This is a genomic window from Micromonospora sp. AP08, assembly GCF_008085935.1.
GTDB classification, from domain to species: Bacteria; Actinomycetota; Actinomycetes; order Mycobacteriales; family Micromonosporaceae; genus Micromonospora; species Micromonospora chersina.
Genome location: NZ_VSEZ01000004.1, coordinates 286,344 through 304,885 on the forward strand (window position 1 = coordinate 286,344; position 18,542 = coordinate 304,885).

The following is an 18,542-nucleotide window of genomic DNA, read 5'->3' on the forward strand; positions in this document are numbered from 1 at the left end:
GGGGACATTCAGGCATGAAGGCACTGACCTGGCACGGCAAGCGTGACGTCCGCGTCGAGGACGTACCGGACCCACGGATCGAGGAGCCGACCGACGCGGTCATCCGGGTCACCTCGACCGCCATCTGCGGCTCCGACCTGCACCTGTACGAGGTGCTCGGGCCGTACCTGAAGCCCGGTGACGTCCTCGGCCACGAGCCCATGGGCGTCGTCGAGGAGGTCGGCCCCGGGGTGACCGGCCTGAAGCCCGGCGACCGGGTGGTCGTCCCCTTCAACATCGCCTGCGGCTCGTGCTGGATGTGCGACCGCCAGCTCTACGCCCAGTGCGAGACCACCCAGGTGACCAGCCAGGGCAAGGGCGCCGCGCTGTTCGGCTACACCTCGCTCTACGGCTCGGTCCCCGGCGGGCAGGCCGAGTACCTGCGGGTGCCGCAGGCCCAGTTCGGCCCCGTCAAGATCCCGGAGACCGGCCCCGACGAGCGCTGGCTCTACCTCTCCGACATCCTGCCCACCGCCTGGCAGGCCGTGAAGTACGCGGACACCCCGCCCGGCGGCACCCTGGCCGTGTTCGGCCTCGGCCCGGTCGGGCAGTTCAGCGCCCGGATCGGGCGGCACCTCGGCGCCGGCCGGGTGATCGGGCTGGACCTGGTGCCGGAGCGGCTGGAGATGGCCCGCCGGCACGGCATCGAGGTGCTCGACGTCAGCGAGCTGGACGACGTGCCCGGCGCGCTGATCGACCTGGTCGACGGGCGCGGCCCGGACGCGGTGATCGACGCGGTCGGCATGGAGGCGCACGGGGCGCCGCTGGGCAAGGTCGCCCAGGCCGCCGCCGGGCTGCTGCCGAACAAGCTGGCCCAGACCATGACCGACAAGGCCGGTGTGGACCGCCTCGTGGTCCTGCACGCCGCGCTCAAGGCGGTCCGGCGCGGCGGCACCGTGTCGGTCTCCGGCGTGTACGGCGGCGAGCAGGACCCGATGCCGCTCATGGAGATGTTCGACCGGGGCGTCCAGCTGCGCATGGGGCAGTGCCACGTGAAGCACTGGATCGACGAGATCATGCCGCTGCTTGCCGGCGACGACGACCCGCTCGGCGTCGAGGACCTGCGGACCCACCGGCTGCCCCTGGCGCGGGCGCCGCAGGCGTACGAGATGTTCCAGAAGAAGCAGGACGGCTGCGTCAAGGTCGTGCTCGAACCGTGAGCCGGACGGTGGTGATCACCGGCGCGACCAGCGGGATCGGCCGGGCGGCGGCCCGGGAGTTCGCCGGCCGCGGGGACCGCCTGGTCCTCGCGGCCCGCTCCCCCGCCACCCTGGCCGAGGTACGCGACGAGTGCCGGGCGGCCGGCGCCGACGTGCTGGCCGTACCGGTGGACGTCACCGCGGCGCTGAGCCGTGCGTGCGCGTCGGCTCCGCTGCCCGGGCCCGCGCCGCCGGATCCGCCTGCCCTGCCTCGTCGGCTCCGCTGCCCGGGCCCGCGCCGCCGGATCCGCCTGCCCTGCCTCGTCGGCTCCGCTGCCCGGGCCCGCGCCGCCGGATCCGCCTGCCCTGCCTCGTCGCCTGCGCGGGGTGGCGGGCGGATGGCTACCGTGTACTGCGGGACACGGCGGAGGGACGGACCATGCGGGAACCGGACGACCAGGCACTGGAGCGGGCAGCCGGCGGGCGGCTGTGGCGGATGGCGGGGCTGGCCGCGGTCGCCGGGCTGGCCTGGGCGGCGCGGGACGTGCCCGCGCAGCTCGGCGGCCGGCTCACCGGTGCCCGCGCGGAGCGGGCGGCCCGCTCGCCGCGCTTCCGCGACGGCACCTTCCACAACCCGTCGGGCACCCGCAGCACGATGGTCGCCGACCCGGGCCGCAACCTGGTCAAGGAGCTGATCTTCGGCAAGCAGAAGCGGCGACCGGACAGCGCCGTGCCGCTGCTGCGCCCCGCCGACCCCGCCCCGGCCGATCCGGCCCGCGAGCTGAGCGTCGTCTGGTACGGCCACGCCTCCACGCTCGTCGAGATCGAGGGGCACCGGGTGCTGCTCGACCCGGTCTGGAGCGACCGCTGCTCCCCGTCCGCGCTGGTCGGCCCGCGCCGCATCCACGAGCCCCCGGTGCGCCTCGACGAGCTGCCCCGGCTCGACGCCATCCTCATCTCGCACGACCACTACGACCACCTGGACATGGAGACCGTACGCGGGCTGCTCGAACACCAGTCCGCGCCGTTCCTCGTGCCCCTCGGCGTCGGCGCCCACCTGGACCGGTGGGGCGTGCCGGAGGACCGGATCGTCGAGCTGGACTGGTCGGAGAGCCACCGGGTGGGCGGGCTGACGCTCACCGCCACCGCCGCCCAGCACTTCTCCGGGCGGGGGCTGCGCCGCGACGGCACGCTCTGGAGCTCCTGGGTGGTCGCCGGGGCACAGCGGAAGGTCTTCTACACGGGCGACTCGGGCTACTTCGACGGCTACGCCGAGATCGGCGCGGAGCACGGCCCGTTCGACGTCACGCTCATGCAGATCGGCGCGTACGACCGGGCCTGGCCGACCATCCACATGTTCCCCGAGGAGGCGGTCGCCGCCCACCTCGACCTGCGCGGCGGGCTGTTCGTCCCGGTGCACTGGGCCACCTTCAACCTGGCCCTGCACGACTGGTCCGAGCCGGTGGACCGGCTCTGGGCCGAGGCGAAGGCCCGGGACGTCCGGCTGGCCGTGCCGCGCCCCGGCGAGCGGGTGGTGGTGGACGAGCCGCCGGCCGTGGACGGATGGTGGCAGGCCGTCGCGTGACACGCGCCCGAAAAAACCGGACAAGCAGTCATTCGAGGGCACATTTGTCTACTCTGTCCGCGTGAATGATGCCATCAAGCGGGCCGTCGACCTCACCGTGGCCCTGGTCGCGCTGCTCGTGGCGGCGCCCGTCCTGGCCGCGGTGGCGGTCGCGGTGCTGCTCACCATGGGCCGGCCGGTGCTGTTCCGGCAGGCGCGGATCGGTCGCCACGGCCGCGAGTTCACCATCCTGAAGTTCCGGTCCATGGCGCCCGGCGCCGGCGGCTTCTCCACCGCCGACGACGCGCTGCGGCTGACCCCGCTGGGCCGCTGGCTGCGGGACACCAGCCTGGACGAGCTACCGAGCCTCTGGAACATCGTCCGTGGCGACATGAGCCTGGTCGGGCCGCGTCCGCTGCCGACCAGCTACCGCTTCCGCTACACCCCGGAGCAGTTCCGCCGCCACGAGGTCCGGCCCGGGCTCACCGGGCTGGCCCAGGTCAACGGGCGCAACGCGCTCGACTGGGACGAGAAGTTCGCCCACGACATCCGCTACGTCGACCACGGCGGCCTCCTGCTCGACCTGCGCATCCTGGCCCGTACGGCGGTGGCCGTGCTGCGCCGGCAGGGCATCAGCGCGCCGGGCAGCGCCACCGCGCCCGAGTTCCGCGGCCGTGCCGTCGCGGAGCAGCCGGTCCCGGCGACCGCCGGCAGCGGCGCCCGGTGAGCCTCGACCTCGTGGTCGTCGGCTGCGGCGGCCACGGCCGGGAGATCGCCCAACTGGTGGCGGCGGTCAACGACGCCGCCGCCCGGCCGCCCTGGCGGCTCGTGGGCTTCGTCGACGACAACCCCTCGGAACGCAACCGCAAGCGGGCCGAGGCGGGCGGCACGCCGTACCTCGGGACGCTCGCGGCGCTCGGCCACCTGCCCCCGCAGACCCACGTCGTGCTCGGCCTGGGCGATCCCCGGGTCCGGCGGACCGTCGGCGCGCGGGTGGACGCGCTCGGCCTGCCCGCGGCCAGCCTCGTGCACCCGGACGCCACCGTGGGGGCCGACCTGGTCGCGGCCGAGGGCCTCGTGGTGTTCGCCGGCGGCCGGATCACCACCAACGTCACCGCCGGCCGGCACCTGCACGTCAACCAGAACGCCACCCTCGCGCACGACTGCGTGGTCGGCGACCACGTGTCGCTGCACCCGCTCGCCGCCGTCTCCGGCGACTGCCGCCTGGACGACGCCGCGCTGGTCGGCGCGGGGGCCGTGGTCCTGCCCGGGCTGCGCGTCGGCGCCGGCGCGACCGTCGGCGCGGGCGCCTGCGTGGTGCGCGACGTGCCGCCCGACACCGTGGTCAAGGGCGTGCCGGCCCGCTGACTCAGAGCACGAAGGCGTCCGTCCAGAGGGCGCCCGAACGGCCGGAGAGCGCGTCCAGCATGGCCACCGCCTGCCCGTCGGTGAGCTGCGCGACGAAGTCGACGATCGCCCGCCCCCGGGCCCGGCCGATCCGGTCCGGGGTACGCGGGTGCAGCTCCGCCTCGGCCAGCTCGACCAGGTCGTGCAGCCGGCGGGGCAGCCGGGACTCCTCCTCCGGGTCGAGCAGCCACTCCCAGAGCGCCTCCACGAGGGTGCCGAGCAGCCGCGCCTGGCCGCGCTGGTGCAGGGCCAGGTCCGGGCGGGCCAGCACGAACCGGTGGTGGACGAACTTGAGCACCTGCACCTCGTGCCACTGCGGCCGGGCCAGCAGCACGTGCCCCGAGCGGACGTCCGGCTCCGGGGTCACCGTGATGGCCTCCACGAACCGGGTGGACCAGCGCGCGGAGAACCGGGCCACGTACTGCTCGGCCTCGATCGAGCCGTCGAAGGGCAGCGCCAGCAGCCCCTCCACCAACTCCTCGCGGACGTGCTCGACGGCGGCGGCGAACGCCTCGTCGTCGGCGATCCAGGCGTCCTTGCGGTGCAGCTGGCGGCGCAGCCGCTCGATCGCCGCCCCGGGCCGCCGGCCGGCCTCGGCCAACGCCGAGGAGGTGATCGCCCGGAAGTGCCCGCACTCGCGCTGCCAGGCCATCAGCTCGGCGGCCACCGCGCCCTGCTGGAGCACCCCGACCCGGTAGAAGTCCTCCACGTCGTGGATGGCGTACGCGATGTCGTCGGCGGTGTCCATGATCGACGCCTCCGGGGTCTGCTGCCAGTCCGGGATCCGGCCGGCGAACGGCTCCCGCGCCTGCCGCAGGTCGTCGACCTCGGTCCGGTACGCGCCGAACTTCGCCGACCCGCTCTCCGCGTCCTCCGGCGGGGCGGCCGCGCCGCGCGGCGCCGGGTCCAGGTGCCGCGGGTGCGGGTCCGGATGGTCCAGCCGGGTCCACGGGTACTTCAGCATCGCCGCCCGGACCGCCGCGGTCAGGTCCAGGCCGGTGGTCGCCGCGCCGCGGATCTCCGTGCTGGTCACGATCCGGTACGACTGGGCGTTGCCCTCGAAGCCGTCGGGCAGGCCCAGCCGCTGCCGGGCCAGCCGGTCCAGCACCCGCTCCCCCAGGTGCCCGAACGGCGGGTGGCCGAGGTCGTGGGCGAGCGCGGCGGCCTCCACCACGTCCGGGTCGCAGCCGCCCAGCTTCTCCAGCAGGTCGCGGTGCGCCGGGTCGGCGGTCAACCGCTCGGCGATCGCCCGCGCCACCTGCGCCACCTTGAGGCTGTGGGTGAGCCGGTTGTGCACGAGCAGCCCCGAGCCGCCCGGGCTGATCACCTGGGTCACCCCGTTGAGCCGGGCGAAGAAGGGTGACGCCACGATGCGGTCCCGGTCGGCCCGGAACGGGCTGACGGCGAGGTCACCGAGGGCCCGGGCGCTGCCGCCGAAGAGCCGCCGTGCCCGCGGGTCCGCAGGTTGTTCCATGATCGCCACGCTAGCGCAGCGTGCCGCCGGTCGCGATGCACCTGTCCACCCCTGGGACCGCTGTGCCGGATGGGGTCCGCCGGGTGCCGCGCGCCCGGCCGTGGCGCCACCGGCACAATGGCTGCCGAACCCACCGGAGAAGGCGGATCAGATCGTGACCCAGTCTGTGCACCAGCGGATCGCCGAGGAACTCGGCGTCGCCGAACGTCAGGTGCGGGCGGCCGTGGAGCTGCTCGACGGCGGCGCCACCGTGCCGTTCATCGCCCGCTACCGCAAGGAGGCCACCGGCCTGCTCGACGACGCGCAACTGCGCACCCTGGAGGAGCGGCTGCGCTACCTGCGCGAGCTGGACGAGCGGCGCGCCGCCGTGCTGGAGTCCATCCGCGGCCAGGGCAAGCTCGACGAGGCCCTGGAAGCGCAGATCATGGCGGCCGACTCGAAGTCGCGCCTGGAGGACATCTACCTGCCCTACAAGCCCAAGCGGCGGACCCGGGCCCAGATCGCCCGCGAGGCCGGGCTGGAGCCCCTCGCCGACACGCTGCTGGCCGACCCGGCGCGGGACCCCCGCGACACGGCCGCCGGCTACGTCGACGCCGACAAGGGGGTGGCCGACGCCGCCGCCGCGCTCGACGGGGCCCGGGCCATCCTCATCGAGCGCTTCGCCGAGGACGCCGACCTCATCGGCACGCTGCGCGAGCAGATGTGGTCGCGGGGCCGGCTGGTCTCCCGGGTACGCGAGGGTCAGGAGACCGCCGGCGCCAAGTTCGCCGACTACTTCGACTTCGCCGAGCCGTACCCGAAGCTGCCCTCGCACCGGATCCTCGCCATGTTCCGGGGCGAGAAGGAGGGCGTGCTCGACCTGACCATGGACCCGGAGGCCGACGGCGACTCCGACGCCGTGGCCACCGGCCCCACCCGCTACGAGGCGGCCGTCGCCGGCCGGTTCGGGATCGCCGACCAGGGGCGGCCGGCCGACCGCTGGCTCACCGACACGGTGCGCTGGGCCTGGCGTACCCGGATCCTCATCCACCTCGGCGCCGACCTGCGGATGCGGCTCTGGCAGGCGGCCGAGGAGGAGGCCGTCCGGGTCTTCGCCACCAACCTGCGCGACCTGCTGCTGGCCGCGCCGGCCGGCGCCCGCCCCACCATGGGCCTCGACCCGGGGCTGCGAACCGGCGTGAAGGTGGCCGTGGTCGACGCCACCGGCAAGGTCGTCGCCACCGACACGATCTACCCGCACGAGCCGCGCCGGCAGTGGGACGCCTCCGTGCACACCCTGGCGACCCTGGCCGCGGCGCACGGCGTCGAGCTGGTCGCCATCGGCAACGGCACGGCCAGCCGGGAGACCGACAAGCTCGCCGGTGACCTGATCAAGCGGCATCCGGAGCTGAAGCTGACCAAGGTGGTGGTCTCCGAGGCCGGCGCGTCGGTCTACTCCGCGTCCGCGTACGCCTCGCAGGAGCTGCCCGGGCTGGACGTCTCGCTGCGGGGCGCGGTCTCCATCGCCCGCCGCCTCCAGGACCCCCTGGCCGAGCTGGTGAAGATCGACCCGCGCTCGATCGGCGTCGGGCAGTACCAGCACGACCTGTCGGAGGTGAAGCTCTCCCGCTCCCTCGACGCGGTGGTGGAGGACTGCGTCAACGCCGTCGGCGTCGACGTCAACACCGCCTCCGCCCCGCTGCTCACCCGGGTCTCCGGCATCGGCGCCGGGCTGGCCGAGAACATCGTGCTGCACCGTGACGCCAACGGGCCGTTCCGCACCCGGGCCGAACTGAAGAAGGTGCCCCGGCTCGGGCCGAAGGCGTTCGAGCAGTGCGCCGGCTTCCTGCGGATCCCGGGCGGCGACGACCCGCTCGACTCCTCCAGCGTGCACCCCGAGTCGTACCCGGTGGTGCGGCGGATCCTCGCCCACACCGGGCAGGACCTGCGCGCGCTCATCGGGAAGTCGACCATCCTGCGCGGGCTCCGGGCGACCGAGTTCGTCGACGACACGTTCGGCCTGCCCACCGTCACCGACATCCTCGCCGAGCTGGAGAAGCCCGGCCGCGACCCGCGCCCGGAGTTCCGGACCGCCACCTTCGTGGAGGGCGTCGAGAAGATCAGCGACCTGACGCCGGGGATGGTGCTGGAGGGCGTCGTCACCAACGTGGCCGCGTTCGGCGCGTTCGTCGACGTCGGCGTGCACCAGGACGGCCTGGTCCACGTCTCCGCCATGTCGCACACCTTCGTGAAGGACCCGCGCGACGTGGTGAAGTCCGGCGACGTGGTCCGGGTCCGGGTGCTCGACGTCGACGTGCCCCGCAAGCGCATCTCGCTGACCCTGCGGCTGGAGGACGAGGCCCCGGCCGGCGGCGGACGCCCCCAGGGCGGCGAGGGGCGCCGCGACCGCGGCGGTCAGGGCGGCGGTCAGCGCGGGGACGGCCGGCGTGGCGGCGAGGGCGGCGCCGGTCAGCGCGGTGGCGAGCAGCGCGGCCAGGGTGGCGGTCAGCGCCGCGGTGAGGGCGGTCAGCGCGGCGGTGAGGGCGGTCAGCGTGGCGGCTCGCGCGGCGGGCCGCAGCAGCGGCCGGGCCGGGGCAACGGGGCTCCCGCGCCGGCCAACAGCGCCATGGCGGACGCGCTGCGCCGCGCCGGGCTGGCCTGAGGTCTCCGGGGGCTGTCGAGCTGACGTCACCGACGACTCGGCCGGACGGCGCCAGCGCCGACTCAGCTCGACAGCCTCACGATGAGGACACCGACCGGCGTGAACGGCCGATGTCCTCCGACGACTGAGGCCGGCCGCGCCCCTGCCCGCACGAGGCGACGGCGCCGGGAACTGCCGCGCAGCGGTCACTGCTTTGCGGATCTTGGACAGTTTCCGTTCGCAGCGAACGCCAACTGTCCAGGATTCCGAGCGATCGCCCGTGCTGGCGGCGGGCCGACCGCGAGGTTCGGCCTGCCGGAGATGCGGTGCGGCACACCGGCCTGGCCGGAGATCGTTAGGCGCTGTGGAGGAGGCTGCACGCCCCATCTTCGTCTGATCTTGGCGACCTGCCGTCGACTCCGAACGGCAACTCGCCAAGATCCGCGCGTCCGCTCGTGCCGCCGAGCCTGCGGTCGCGGCTGTTCGGCGCGGACCCGGAGCCCGCCCCGCCGCCGCTCGTGGTCGGGCGGGGCGGCCGGGACGGGGAGTCGGCGCCCCTGGCGACGCTGCTCAGCGCGCGTCTCGAGGCGGGCGACGACTGGCGCTGACCCGCGCCGGCCGCTCGGCCCGCTGCCGCGGCACGCCCCGCGTGGACCGCCGCTCCACCCGTCGCCACCAGCAGAGCTGCACGATGAGGGTGAGCAGGCCGGCCAGCACGATGGCGGCCAGGTTGATCACGAGCTGGAGGGCGGAGCCGGCCGCCTCGGGCCAGACGCCGTAGGCCGCCGCGACCGCCACGTTCGCCGCTGCCGGCACGGTGGTCACCGAGATGAGCACGCCGACCAGGGAGCCGGACTTCTTCGAGGTCAGCGAGAGCATGCCGGCGACGCCGGCGAGCAATCCGACGACCCAGGAGAGCGCGTCCGGGCGCCAGATGAAGTCGGTGAGCGGCCGCTCGGCCAGCAGCATGTCCCGGCTGACCAGCCCGGCGGCGGTGAGCGCCCAGGTGCTCAGCACGGTGACCAGCATGGCGGCGAGGAAGCCGACCACCAGCGCCTGCACCGACCGGCCGATGACGCGCGGCTGCCGGCGCAGCAGCGCCACGCAGAGCGCGGCGAGCGGGCCGAACTCCGGGCCGACCACCATCGCGCCGACGATGAGGATGGGCTGGTCGAGCAGCACGCCGATGCCGGCGATCATCGTGGCCACGGTGATCAGCGCCAGGAAGGTGCCGGTGAGCACCGTCTGCTCGCCGGTCTTGGCGGCGATCTCGTCCCACACCACGGCGTCCTCGCCGTGCCCGGGGGCGTCCTCCGCGGCCCGGTCCGCCGCCGCGGACAGGGTCAGCTCCACGTCGTCGGCGGCGATCGCCCCGTGCGCCTCGACGCCCAGCTCCTGGAGTTGGCGCAGCACGCCGTCGGCGCTCTCCCGCACCACGTCGCAGGTGATGTAGTCACCGGCCGGCTGGCGGGCGGCCCCGGCCAGCACCACGAGGTGGGTGACCCCGGGATTAGCCGCCAGCAGCTCGGCCACCGCGCTCGACCGGTCCGCGGGCGCGATCACCCTCAGGTGCAGCATCGACCGCCTCCCCCTGCGTCTCCGGCGGCCCAGCGCCGCCGGCCGCCGAACTCTACTCGTCCCGCCATCCAGCGGGGAGCGTCCCGCGCACCGGGCCGGAGCAGGTGTTTCCGGGATCAGCCGGCCTGAGTCCGACAGAAGGAGGATCTTGGACAGTTGCCGTTCGCTGCGAACGGCAACTGTGCAAGATCGGGAGCCGCACCTGGTCCGGGCGGGGTGGCGCGGGCGCGCGTACCCTCGCGGTCGTGGGTGGGGACGACGGCCTGGAGTGGCGGGAGCGGCAGCGCCGGGCGGTGCGGGCGCACGCGGCGGCCGACGCCCGGCAGCGCGCCGCCGAGCAGGCGGAGGCCGCGGAGTTGGTGGCGCGGTTCGCCGCCGAGGCGCTGCGGCGCGGGCTGCGCACCGACCGGTTGACGGCGGCCGGCTACGACGGGCGCGGCCGCTACCGCACCCGGATCACCGGCTGGTACGTGGATCGGGCGCGGACCCGGGCGGTGGACACCGAGGGTCGTTTCTACCTGCTCACCGTGCCGCCGGGCCTGCGGGCGCGCCTGTTCGGGGCCGACCCGGAGCCCGCGCCGCCACCACTGGTGGTCGGCCGCGGGGGCCGGGACGGCGAGTCGGTGCCCCTGGCGACGCTGCTCAGCCTGCGTCTCGAGGCGGGCGACGACTGGCGCTGAGCCGCGCGGGCCGGCGGTCGGCCCGCTGCCGCGGCACGCCGCAGGCGGACCGCCGCTCCACCCGCTGCGTAATGCGAAGAATGATCTTAGGCGCCCTTGGGCAACACCCCTGAACTGCTGCTTCGTTGACCCTCCCAGAGACCAGCGGGGCGAAGCCCCGCCGAGAACCGGGGGCCAGACGATGGCGGTGCGCGAACAGGACGTCCGTTACCGGCCGGCCGGCGGTGTGGACGAGCCGGTGCTGCTCTCACCTCCGGATGTCGGGCCGCTGGAGGAGTCGTACCTGCTGCGCGCGCTGCGCTCGGGCTGGGTTGCACCGGTGGGTCCCGACGTCGACGCCTTCGAGCGGGAGGTCGCCGAGCGGGTGGGCACAGCCCACGCGGTCGCGCTCTGCTCCGGCACCGCCGGGCTGCACCTTGCCCTGGTCGCCCTCGGGGTACGGCCCGGGGACGCCGTACTGGTGCCGACGCTGACCTTCGTGGCGACCGCGAACGCGGTGGTCTACACCGGTGCCGAGCCGGTCTTCGTCGACTGCGAACCGGACACCGGCAACCTCGATCCCGAACTGCTCGACCGGACGCTGCGCGATCTGCGCCGCTCCGGCCGGAGGATCGGAGCGGTGCTGCCGGTGGACATGTTCGGCTCGTGCGCCGACTACGGCCGCATCCTGCCGATCTGCGCGGCGGCCGGCGCACCGGTGGTGGAGGACGCGGCGGAGGCACTCGGTGCGGCCCGGGAGGGCCGAGCAGCCGGCTCGTTCGGTCGGGCCGGAGTGCTGTCGTTCAACGGCAACAAGATCATCACTACCTCGGGCGGCGGCATGCTGGTCTCCGACGACGGGGACCTGGTGGCCCGCTGTCGCTACCTGTCCACCCAGGCCCGGCAGCCGGTGCCGCACTACGAGCACACCGACACGGGCTACAACTATCGGCTGAGCAACCTCCTGGCCGCGCTCGGTCGGGCCCAACTCCGTCGCCTCGACGGCATGCTGACCCGGCGGCGCGCCCACCGCGAGCGGTACGCCAAGCTGTTCGCCGGGGTCGCCGGGGTGCGGCTGCTCGCTGACGCCGATGCCGCCGCCAACTGCTGGCTGACCAGCATCGTCGTGGACCAGGAAACTGCCGGCTGGAGGGCTGCGGACCTGGGCCGGCACCTGGCGGCACACCGGATCGAAACCAGACGGGTCTGGAAGCCCTTGCATCTGCAACCGGTCTTCGCCGGCTCCCGGGCAGCGCTCTCCGGGGCCGCCGAGCGGCTGTTCGCCGACGGGCTCACGCTGCCGAGCGGCTCGGGAATGAGCGACCATCAGGCAGCTCGGGTGGCGGAGGCGATCGACCGCTTCCTGGAGGGGCGGTGACGGGCGGACGGCGAAGCCCCACTGCGGTAGGGCCCCTCGTGGGCGCTGTCGAGCGGCCGCCTGGGACCGTCGCGACGACGAGTATCGTGCCGGCGGAGTCGCCGGAGAAGGGGGCGACGCGGCCGCGCCACCAGCGGTCGTCACCCCTGCGAACCGCTGGGCACCTCGTGGCGGCTCAGCTCGTGGTCGGGGCGGCCAGCCTTGTGATCAACGTGCTGGCGGCCCGCGCCATGGGGCCGGCCGGCCGTGGCAGCCTCGCCCTGCTGCTCCAGGTCGCCTACCTGACGAACATGATCGCCGTGGCGGGCACGGACCGCGCGTATCCGGCAAGCATCTCGCTGCGGCGCGGCGCGCGGGCCGCCACCGGCGACGCAGGACGCCTGCTCGCGCCGTCCGCCACGGTCGCCCTGGCGGTGAGCGCGCCGATCGTGTTCGCCATCGGCGCTGGAAGTCCGAGCGGCGGCTGGCTCACCCTGGTCGCCTTCGTGGTCGCTGCGCTCGCCATGGTGTCCGCCTCGGCGACACGCACCGGCGCGGCCGCCTCCGGCGTCGCCGGTCCCTTCGTCGCGGGCACCATCGCCGGTCAGCTCGTTCTCGTCGCAGCCGTGGCGGTGGTGGCCGCTCGCGGCGTCGACTCCCCCGGCGTGTGGCTGCTGGTCTACGGCGCTTCGCTCGGCACCGCGCCAGTCGTCAGCTGGACGCTGCTGCGTCGCGGGCGGGCGGGAGCGACGGATGCGCCGCCCGACCTCGGGCCGGCCCGCCGGCTCGGTCTCCGGCTCCTCCCCGCAGGGCTGGCGAGCATCGTCATGCTCCGGACCGACCGGCTGCTGCTGCCCTGGCTCGGCTCGTACGAACAGCTCGGCATCTACATCGTGGTCGCCACGGTGGCGGAGTTCGCGACCTGGCCCGTCCAGTCGTACGTGGACTCCCAGGCGCCCCGGTGGCACCACCGGTTCCTCGCCGGCACGTTGGGACGCGTACGCCCGCTCCTGGGCGCCGCCGCGTACGGGCTCGTGGCGGGGGCCGCCCTGCTGATCGCCGGTCACCTCCTGGTGCCCACGCTGTTCGGGTCCGAGTACCGCGATTCGGTCGGACTGCTCACCCCTCTGGCCGTGGGCACTCTCTGCTACAGCGTGAGCCGGGTCGCCGTCGGTCTCGGCGTGGTGTCCGGGAGGGCACGTACCGCGCTGGTCGCCGACATCCCCGCCATGGTGGTTGCGGTGAGCGCGTACTTGCTGCTCATCCCGCGCTGGGGGGCGATGGGTGCGGCGGTCGGCTCAGCCATCGCGTACGGGACCGGCGCCGTCCTTGCCGTCCTGGCCGCCTTCACCATGTCCGCCGCCGCGCCCGGCCCCTCGGCGGGCCGAGGCCGACGATCAACCCGGACGGGCGATCCTCAGCCGCAGCCGGCGCTGCCGAACTGACCTCTGGAGAGACCACCAGCCATGCCGCGCGTGATCCAGCCGTACCCCATCGCCAACGCCGCCCGCCCCGCCGTGACCGGACCAGAGGCGTTCGCCCGGCGACCGCGACCCGGGGCGTCCGCGGTCCTGCTGACCGCCGTGTTCGTGGTGGCGCTGGCCGGACGCTTCTCCCTCGACCGGGCCGGCCTCCCCATCCCGGGCGGCGGCGATCTCCGGAAGCCGCTCTGTGCCGCTCTGCTGGGGGTGGCGATCCTGTGGCAGGTCATCAGGACGACACGCGGTGAGGCCGGGCCTTGGCCCCGGTTGTTCCTGGCCTTCAGCGCCCTGGTCGGATTCCAACTGCTGGCCGCGCTCTGGGCCCCGTGGGGCGCCCGTGTCGACCAGGCGACCTGGGACCTGGTGTTCCTGTGGGTCCTCGTGCTCGTGACCGTCGCGTTCAGCGCCGGCGATCCTCGGCGTGCCGCGACGGTGCTGCTGGTCCTGATGCTCGTCGCGGGAGTCGTCTACGCGGTGGGCGCCCTTCAGGCCGGCCCCCAGAGCCAGGGCCGGTACTCCGCGTTCGGTGGGGGGCCGAACGTCTTCGTCCGCGTCGTGTCGCTGGGCGTGATCGCCTCGGTCACCCTGGCGCTGCGTTCTCGGCGGTGGTGGCTCCTGCTGCCGCTGCCGCTGCTGGGCGCCGCAGCAGTGCTCTCCGGCTCCCGCGGGGGGCTGGTGGCCCTGGTCGGAGCCGCCGTCATCTTCTTCGTCTTCTTCGCCCGGCGGCGGGCCTCCATCCTGATCGGTACCGTCCTCGTCGGGGGTCTCGTCAGCTGGACGGTGTGGACCGCCATCGGTGAGACCGTCACCTCGGTCGCCGCGACCCGCTACTCCAGCACCGGCATCGAGAGCAGCGATTTCTCCGCACGCCCTGAGCTGCTCTCGGCGGCCTGGGAGATGTTCCTGAGCCATCCGCTGACCGGCGCCGGGCTTGACAGCTTCAACGCCACCGTGGGCATCGGCTATCCCCACAACTACCTGGCTGGCCTGGCCGCGGAGACGGGTGTCATCGCCGTCGGCCTGCTGGTGTTCGCGATCTGTCGTTGGTGGCGGGACGGACGTCCCTGGTCCGCCGCGCCGAAGGAGCAGATCGGCTGCGCCGTCGGGGCCATCTACATCCTGCTGGCCAGCATGTTCTCCGGCGACTACTTCGACACCCGTTTCTTTTGGATCCTCGCCGTCGTCGCGGTTCAGCGGTCCGTTCGCCGTCCCCGAAACATCGGGCAGAAGCAGGAGGTCGCGCCATGGCAGAGCAGCCGCGGGAACCGCGTCGGGTTCTCGTCCTGAACCACTACGCCAAGCCGTTGTCGCACGCGGGAGGCACTCGGCACGTCGAGCTGTTCGGGCGGCTGACGGGCTGGGAGTGGCGGATCATCGCCGCCCGCCTGGACCATCTCACCCGCCGGGAGTACGTGCCGGACGGCCCTCAGTTCGTAACCGTGTCGGTGACCAGCTACACGCGCAACGACCACCGTCGGGTGCTGAGCTGGATCAGCTACGCCCGAAACGCGTTCCTGGCCGGCCTACGCCAGCCGCGTCCGGATGTGGTGTACGCGTCGTCGCCGCACATCCTGACCCCGGTCGCCGGTTGGGCACTCGCCCGGCTCCGCCGGGCCCGGTTGGTGCTCGAGGTCCGCGACCTCTGGCCCGAGGCCGTGGTCAGCACCGGCTATCTGCGCCGGGGGTCACCCACCCACCGGATGCTCCGGGCGCTCGAACGGTGGCTCTACCGCCGCGCCGACCGGATCGTCATGGTGGCGCATGCGTGGGAGTCGTACTTCGTGGAGGCCGGAGTCGACCCGGCGAAGCTGGAGTGGGTGAGCAACAGCGCAGAGCCCGAGGACTTCCGGCTACAGCCCGAGACGTACCGGCCACTTCGAACGCGGGTACCCGTGAGGGGCAGGCTCTTCGTCTTCGCCGGCTCGCACGGACCGATCAACGGCCTCGACCGGCTGCTCGACGCGGTGGCCGAGTTGCCTGAGCACACCTTCGTTCTCATTGGCGACGGCCACGACAAGCAGGACCTGGTCCGACGGGCGACGGCCGAGGGCCTGTCCAACCTGCACTTCCTCGACGCGGTGCCGAAGGAGGAGCTGCGCGGAATTCTGGGCGGGGCGGACGTCGGGATCCACGTCCTCGCGGACAGTCCGGTGTACCGCAAGGGAGCCAGCCCCAACAAGCTGTACGACTACCTGGCGGCCGGACTGCCGGTGCTGAACAACTGCCCGGGCGAACCGGAGGACATCCTGATGTCCAGCGGCTCGGGCCTGACGGTGCCGACGGGCGAGCTTGCGGCGGGCCTGCGCAAGTTGGCCGACCTGGACGACGGCACGTTGATCGAGATGGGCCGGCGCGGCCGCCGGTACATCGAGCAGCACCGTTCGCGCACGGTCATGGCGGAGCGACTGCAGCGGGTGCTGGATTCGGTGACATCGGCTCGGTGACCGTGTCGCCCGGCCGGCTCGGGACGACCTGGTCGCCCGGTCGGTGACCCACCTCGCGGGTCGGCCGCGCCGCTGACTCCGGGCGGGCGCGCCGGTGGTGGGTTCCGCCGCGGGCGTCCTGCCCGTACGCCCCGCCGACCGCCCCGGGATGTGGTGAGCTGTACGGGTGGCGGGACTGGGTCTGGTGCTGCACCCCACCCGGGACGTCTCCGAGGTGGTCGGGATCATCGAGCGGTGGGCGTCGGGCCACCGCAAGACGCTGCTGGTCCGCGCCGAGGACGGGCACCGGGTGCCGTCCTGCGTCGAGCCCGTCCCCGCGGACGAGCTGGCCGGCCGCGCCGACGCCCTGATCAGCATCGGCGGCGACGGCACCATGCTGGGCGCGCTGCGCCTGGCGGTACGCGACCCGAAGCCGGTGCTCGGCGTGCACCTGGGCCGGCTCGGCTTCCTCGTGGAGGTCGAGCCACCGGACCTGCCGGAGGCGCTGAGCCGGCTCGCGGCGAAGGACTTCACCGTCGAGTCCCACGCCTGCCTCGCCTGCGACGTGTGCGGCGACGACGTGGTGGCCTTCAACGACATCGCGCTGGTCCGCCAGCCCGGCTCCGGGTTCGTCACCGCCACGCTCGCGGTGGACGGCCAGCGGTACGGCTACTACCGCTGCGACGCGCTGGTGGTGAGCACGCCGACCGGCTCGACGGCGTACAGCTACGCGGCGGGCGGCCCGCTGATCTCGCCCGCGGCGGACGCCGTGGTGGTGACCCCGTCGGCGCCCATGGCGGGCATCTCCCGCTCGGTGGTGCTCGCACCGGACGAGAGCATCCGGCTCGACCTCCGGCCGAACTCGGCGGCGGTCGCCGTCGAGATGGACGGGCTGGTGATCAAGGAGGCGGCGACCGAGGGGGCGGTGCAGATCCGCTACCGCCGGGACGCCGGCCGGGTGGTCCGCTTCGACCCGCAGCGCTACCAGGAACGCAACCAGCTCAAGCTGAGCCTGCTCGACCTGCCGTTCCTGCCCGACCAGCTCCGCGAGCTGCTGCCCGAGGAGCTGCGCCGGGAGCGCGACCAGCGGGAGCTGGAACCGCCCTGCTGACGCGGGCCGGCGCGGGTCAGGCCCGGCTGAGCACCTCGGTGACCAGCGCCTTCGCCTCGTCCTGGATCCGGGCGAGATGCTCCGGGCCCCGGAACGACTCGGCGTAGATCTTGTAGACGTCCTCGGTGCCCGACGGCCGGGCGGCGAACCAGCCCGACGTGGTGGTCACCTTGAGCCCGCCGATCGACGCCCCGTTGCCCGGCGCCGTGGTGAGGATCGCGCTGATCGGCTCGCCGGCCAGCTCGGTCGCGGTCACCTGCTCGGGCGACAGCTTGGCCAGCACCGCCTTCTGCTCCCGGCTGGCCGGGGCGTCGATCCGGGCGTACGCGGGCGCGCCGAAGCGTTCGGCCAGCTCGGCCCAGTGCTCGCTCGGGGTCTTCCCCGTGGTGGCGATGATCTCCGAGGCGAGCAGGCAGAGCAGGATGCCGTCCTTGTCGGTGGTCCAGGTGCTGCCGTCGCGGCGCAGGAAGGAGGCGCCGGCGCTCTCCTCGCCGCCGAAGCCGACCGCCCCGTCGAGCAGGCCGGGCACGAACCACTTGAAGCCGACCGGCACCTCCAGCAGCGGGCGGCCCAGGTCGGCGGCGACCCGGTCGATCATCGAGGAGGAGACCAGCGTCTTGCCGACCGCCGCCGCCGGCCCCCACTGCTCCCGGGTCCGGAACAGGTGGCCGATGGCCACGGCCAGGTAGTGGTTGGGGTTCATGAGGCCGCCGTCCGGCGTGACGATGCCGTGCCGGTCGGCGTCGGCGTCGTTGCCGGTGGAGACCGCGAACCGGTCGCGGGCCGCGATGAGCGAGGCCATGGCGTTCGGCGACGAGCAGTCCATTCGGATCTTGCCGTCCCCGTCGAGGGTCATGAACCGCCAGGTCGGGTCGACCGTCGGGTTGATCACGGTGAGGTCGAGGCGGTGCCGCTCGGCGATCTCCCCCCAGTACGCCACGCTCGCCCCGCCCATCGGGTCGGCGCCGATGCGCACCCCGGCGTCCCGGATCGCGGCGATGTCCAGCGCGGCGGGCAGGTCGTCGACGTAGCGGGCGAGGAAGTCGTACTCCCCGGTGGTGTCGGCGGCGCGCGCCCGCGCGTACGGGATGCGCTTCACCTCCTTGAGCCCGGCGGCGAGGATGCTGTTCGCGCGGTCCTGGATCCACTTCGTGACGTCGGTGTCGGCGGGCCCGCCGTGAGTGGGGTTGTACTTGAAGCCGCCGTCGTCGGGCGGGTTGTGCGACGGCGTGATCACGATGCCGTCGGCGAGCCCGGCCGTGCGGCCCCGGTTGTGGGTGAGGATGGCGTGCGACAGCGCGGGCGTGGGGGTGTAGCCGTCCCGGCTGTCCACCAGCACGGTGACGTCGTTGGCGGCGAGCACCTCCAGCGCGCTGACCTCCGCGGGGGCGGAGAGCGCGTGGGTGTCCCGGGCCAGGAAGAGCGGCCCGTCCAGGCCCTGTTCCCGCCGGTAGTCGCAGAGCGCCTGGGTGACGGCGAGGATGTGGTCCTCGTTGAAGGCGTTGCGCAGGCTCGACCCGCGGTGCCCGGAGGTGCCGAACGAGACCTGCTGAGCGGGGTCACCCGGATCCGGGTGCCCGGCGTAGTAGGCGGTGACCAGCCGGGGCACGTCGACCAGGTCGGCGGGCTCGGCGGGCTGGCCGGCACGAGGATGGGCCACGGTCGGAACCTCCAAGCGAAGTGCGGGCGG

At 74.0% G+C, this 18,542-nt stretch carries 14 protein-coding genes and 1 pseudogene; 12 read left to right on the forward strand and 3 right to left on the reverse strand.

What is annotated here, in order from left to right:
• The first annotated feature begins 14 nt into the window (after nucleotides 1-14).
• The 5 genes and pseudogenes from FXF50_RS09780 (at nucleotide 15) to FXF50_RS09800 (ending at nucleotide 4,110) form a co-directional block, all read left to right on the forward strand.
• On the forward strand, nucleotides 15-1,199 hold the full coding sequence (locus FXF50_RS09780) for a zinc-dependent alcohol dehydrogenase (RefSeq protein WP_148426896.1): 1,185 nt from the start codon (nucleotides 15-17) through the stop codon (nucleotides 1,197-1,199).
• Between the two features lie 11 nt (nucleotides 1,200-1,210).
• Nucleotides 1,211-1,372, forward strand: a pseudogene (locus tag FXF50_RS09785) (SDR family NAD(P)-dependent oxidoreductase); the annotation flags it as partial.
• A gap of 245 nt (nucleotides 1,373-1,617) precedes the next feature.
• Nucleotides 1,618-2,763: an MBL fold metallo-hydrolase gene (locus FXF50_RS09790; protein WP_148426897.1), complete on the forward strand. Its 1,146-nt coding sequence runs from the start codon at nucleotides 1,618-1,620 to the stop codon at nucleotides 2,761-2,763.
• A 61-nt stretch (nucleotides 2,764-2,824) separates the two neighbouring features.
• Nucleotides 2,825-3,469 carry a sugar transferase gene (locus FXF50_RS09795; protein WP_148426898.1) on the forward strand — a complete coding sequence of 215 codons (645 nt, stop codon included), beginning with the start codon at nucleotides 2,825-2,827 and terminating at the stop codon, nucleotides 3,467-3,469.
• Nucleotides 3,466-4,110 (forward strand): NeuD/PglB/VioB family sugar acetyltransferase, encoded by a 645-nt coding sequence (locus FXF50_RS09800; RefSeq protein WP_148426899.1) that lies wholly within the window; start codon nucleotides 3,466-3,468, stop codon nucleotides 4,108-4,110. The genes FXF50_RS09795 and FXF50_RS09800 overlap by 4 nt, the downstream gene beginning before the upstream one ends.
• Before the next feature lies 1 nt (nucleotide 4,111).
• On the opposite strand, the gene FXF50_RS09805 is transcribed toward FXF50_RS09800, so the two are convergent.
• Nucleotides 4,112-5,623 carry a deoxyguanosinetriphosphate triphosphohydrolase family protein gene (locus FXF50_RS09805; protein ID WP_148426900.1) on the reverse strand — a complete coding sequence of 504 codons (1,512 nt, stop codon included), beginning with the start codon at nucleotides 5,621-5,623 and terminating at the stop codon, nucleotides 4,112-4,114.
• Nucleotides 5,624-5,777: 154 nt separating this feature from the next.
• Between FXF50_RS09805 and FXF50_RS09810 the strand changes: the two genes are divergently transcribed.
• Nucleotides 5,778-8,264, forward strand: coding sequence for a Tex family protein (locus FXF50_RS09810; RefSeq protein WP_187399597.1), 2,487 nt, complete (start codon nucleotides 5,778-5,780; stop codon nucleotides 8,262-8,264).
• Nucleotides 8,265-8,813: 549 nt separating this feature from the next.
• Here FXF50_RS09810 and FXF50_RS09815 read toward each other — a convergent pair.
• A complete protein-coding gene (locus FXF50_RS09815; RefSeq protein WP_148426901.1) occupies nucleotides 8,814-9,821 on the reverse strand; it encodes a DUF389 domain-containing protein in 1,008 nt (335 codons plus the stop codon).
• A 245-nt stretch (nucleotides 9,822-10,066) separates the two neighbouring features.
• Between FXF50_RS09815 and FXF50_RS09820 the strand changes: the two genes are divergently transcribed.
• From FXF50_RS09820 to FXF50_RS09845, 6 genes are all read left to right on the forward strand, one after another.
• Entirely contained in the window at nucleotides 10,067-10,501 is a 435-nt protein-coding gene (locus FXF50_RS09820) for a hypothetical protein (protein WP_148426902.1), read from the forward strand.
• Nucleotides 10,502-10,688: 187 nt separating this feature from the next.
• A complete protein-coding gene (locus FXF50_RS09825; RefSeq protein WP_255509964.1) occupies nucleotides 10,689-11,858 on the forward strand; it encodes a DegT/DnrJ/EryC1/StrS aminotransferase family protein in 1,170 nt (389 codons plus the stop codon).
• A gap of 167 nt (nucleotides 11,859-12,025) precedes the next feature.
• A complete protein-coding gene (locus FXF50_RS09830) occupies nucleotides 12,026-13,282 on the forward strand; it encodes a lipopolysaccharide biosynthesis protein (RefSeq protein WP_148426904.1) in 1,257 nt (418 codons plus the stop codon).
• 21 nt (nucleotides 13,283-13,303) lie between these two features.
• Complete coding sequence (locus FXF50_RS09835) at nucleotides 13,304-14,605, forward strand: O-antigen ligase (RefSeq protein WP_148426905.1); 1,302 nt, start codon at nucleotides 13,304-13,306, stop codon at nucleotides 14,603-14,605.
• The gene (locus FXF50_RS09840) at nucleotides 14,563-15,762 is read left to right on the forward strand and encodes a glycosyltransferase family 4 protein (protein WP_148426906.1); all 1,200 of its coding nucleotides are present in this window, start codon (nucleotides 14,563-14,565) and stop codon (nucleotides 15,760-15,762) included. The genes FXF50_RS09835 and FXF50_RS09840 overlap by 43 nt, the downstream gene beginning before the upstream one ends.
• Before the next feature lie 166 nt (nucleotides 15,763-15,928).
• A complete protein-coding gene (locus tag FXF50_RS09845) occupies nucleotides 15,929-16,852 on the forward strand; it encodes an NAD(+)/NADH kinase (protein ID WP_148426907.1) in 924 nt (307 codons plus the stop codon).
• Between the two features lie 16 nt (nucleotides 16,853-16,868).
• Here the strand turns inward: FXF50_RS09845 and pgm are convergent, their stop codons facing one another.
• The gene (pgm, locus tag FXF50_RS09850; RefSeq protein WP_148426908.1) at nucleotides 16,869-18,512 is read right to left on the reverse strand and encodes a phosphoglucomutase (alpha-D-glucose-1,6-bisphosphate-dependent); all 1,644 of its coding nucleotides are present in this window, start codon (nucleotides 18,510-18,512) and stop codon (nucleotides 16,869-16,871) included.
• Nucleotides 18,513-18,542 lie beyond the last annotated feature (30 nt).

Coding starts and splice junctions, on each gene's coding strand:
- FXF50_RS09780 (WP_148426896.1), top strand. CDS start 15: ATGAAGGCACTGACCTGGCACGGCAAGCGTGACGTCCGCGTCGAGGAC.
- FXF50_RS09805 (WP_148426900.1), bottom strand. CDS start 5,623: ATGGAACAACCTGCGGACCCGCGGGCACGGCGGCTCTTCGGCGGCAGC.
- FXF50_RS09835 (WP_148426905.1), top strand. CDS start 13,304: ATGCCGCGCGTGATCCAGCCGTACCCCATCGCCAACGCCGCCCGCCCC.
- FXF50_RS09790 (WP_148426897.1), top strand. CDS start 1,618: ATGCGGGAACCGGACGACCAGGCACTGGAGCGGGCAGCCGGCGGGCGG.
- FXF50_RS09815 (WP_148426901.1), bottom strand. CDS start 9,821: ATGCTGCACCTGAGGGTGATCGCGCCCGCGGACCGGTCGAGCGCGGTG.
- FXF50_RS09840 (WP_148426906.1), top strand. CDS start 14,563: ATGGCAGAGCAGCCGCGGGAACCGCGTCGGGTTCTCGTCCTGAACCAC.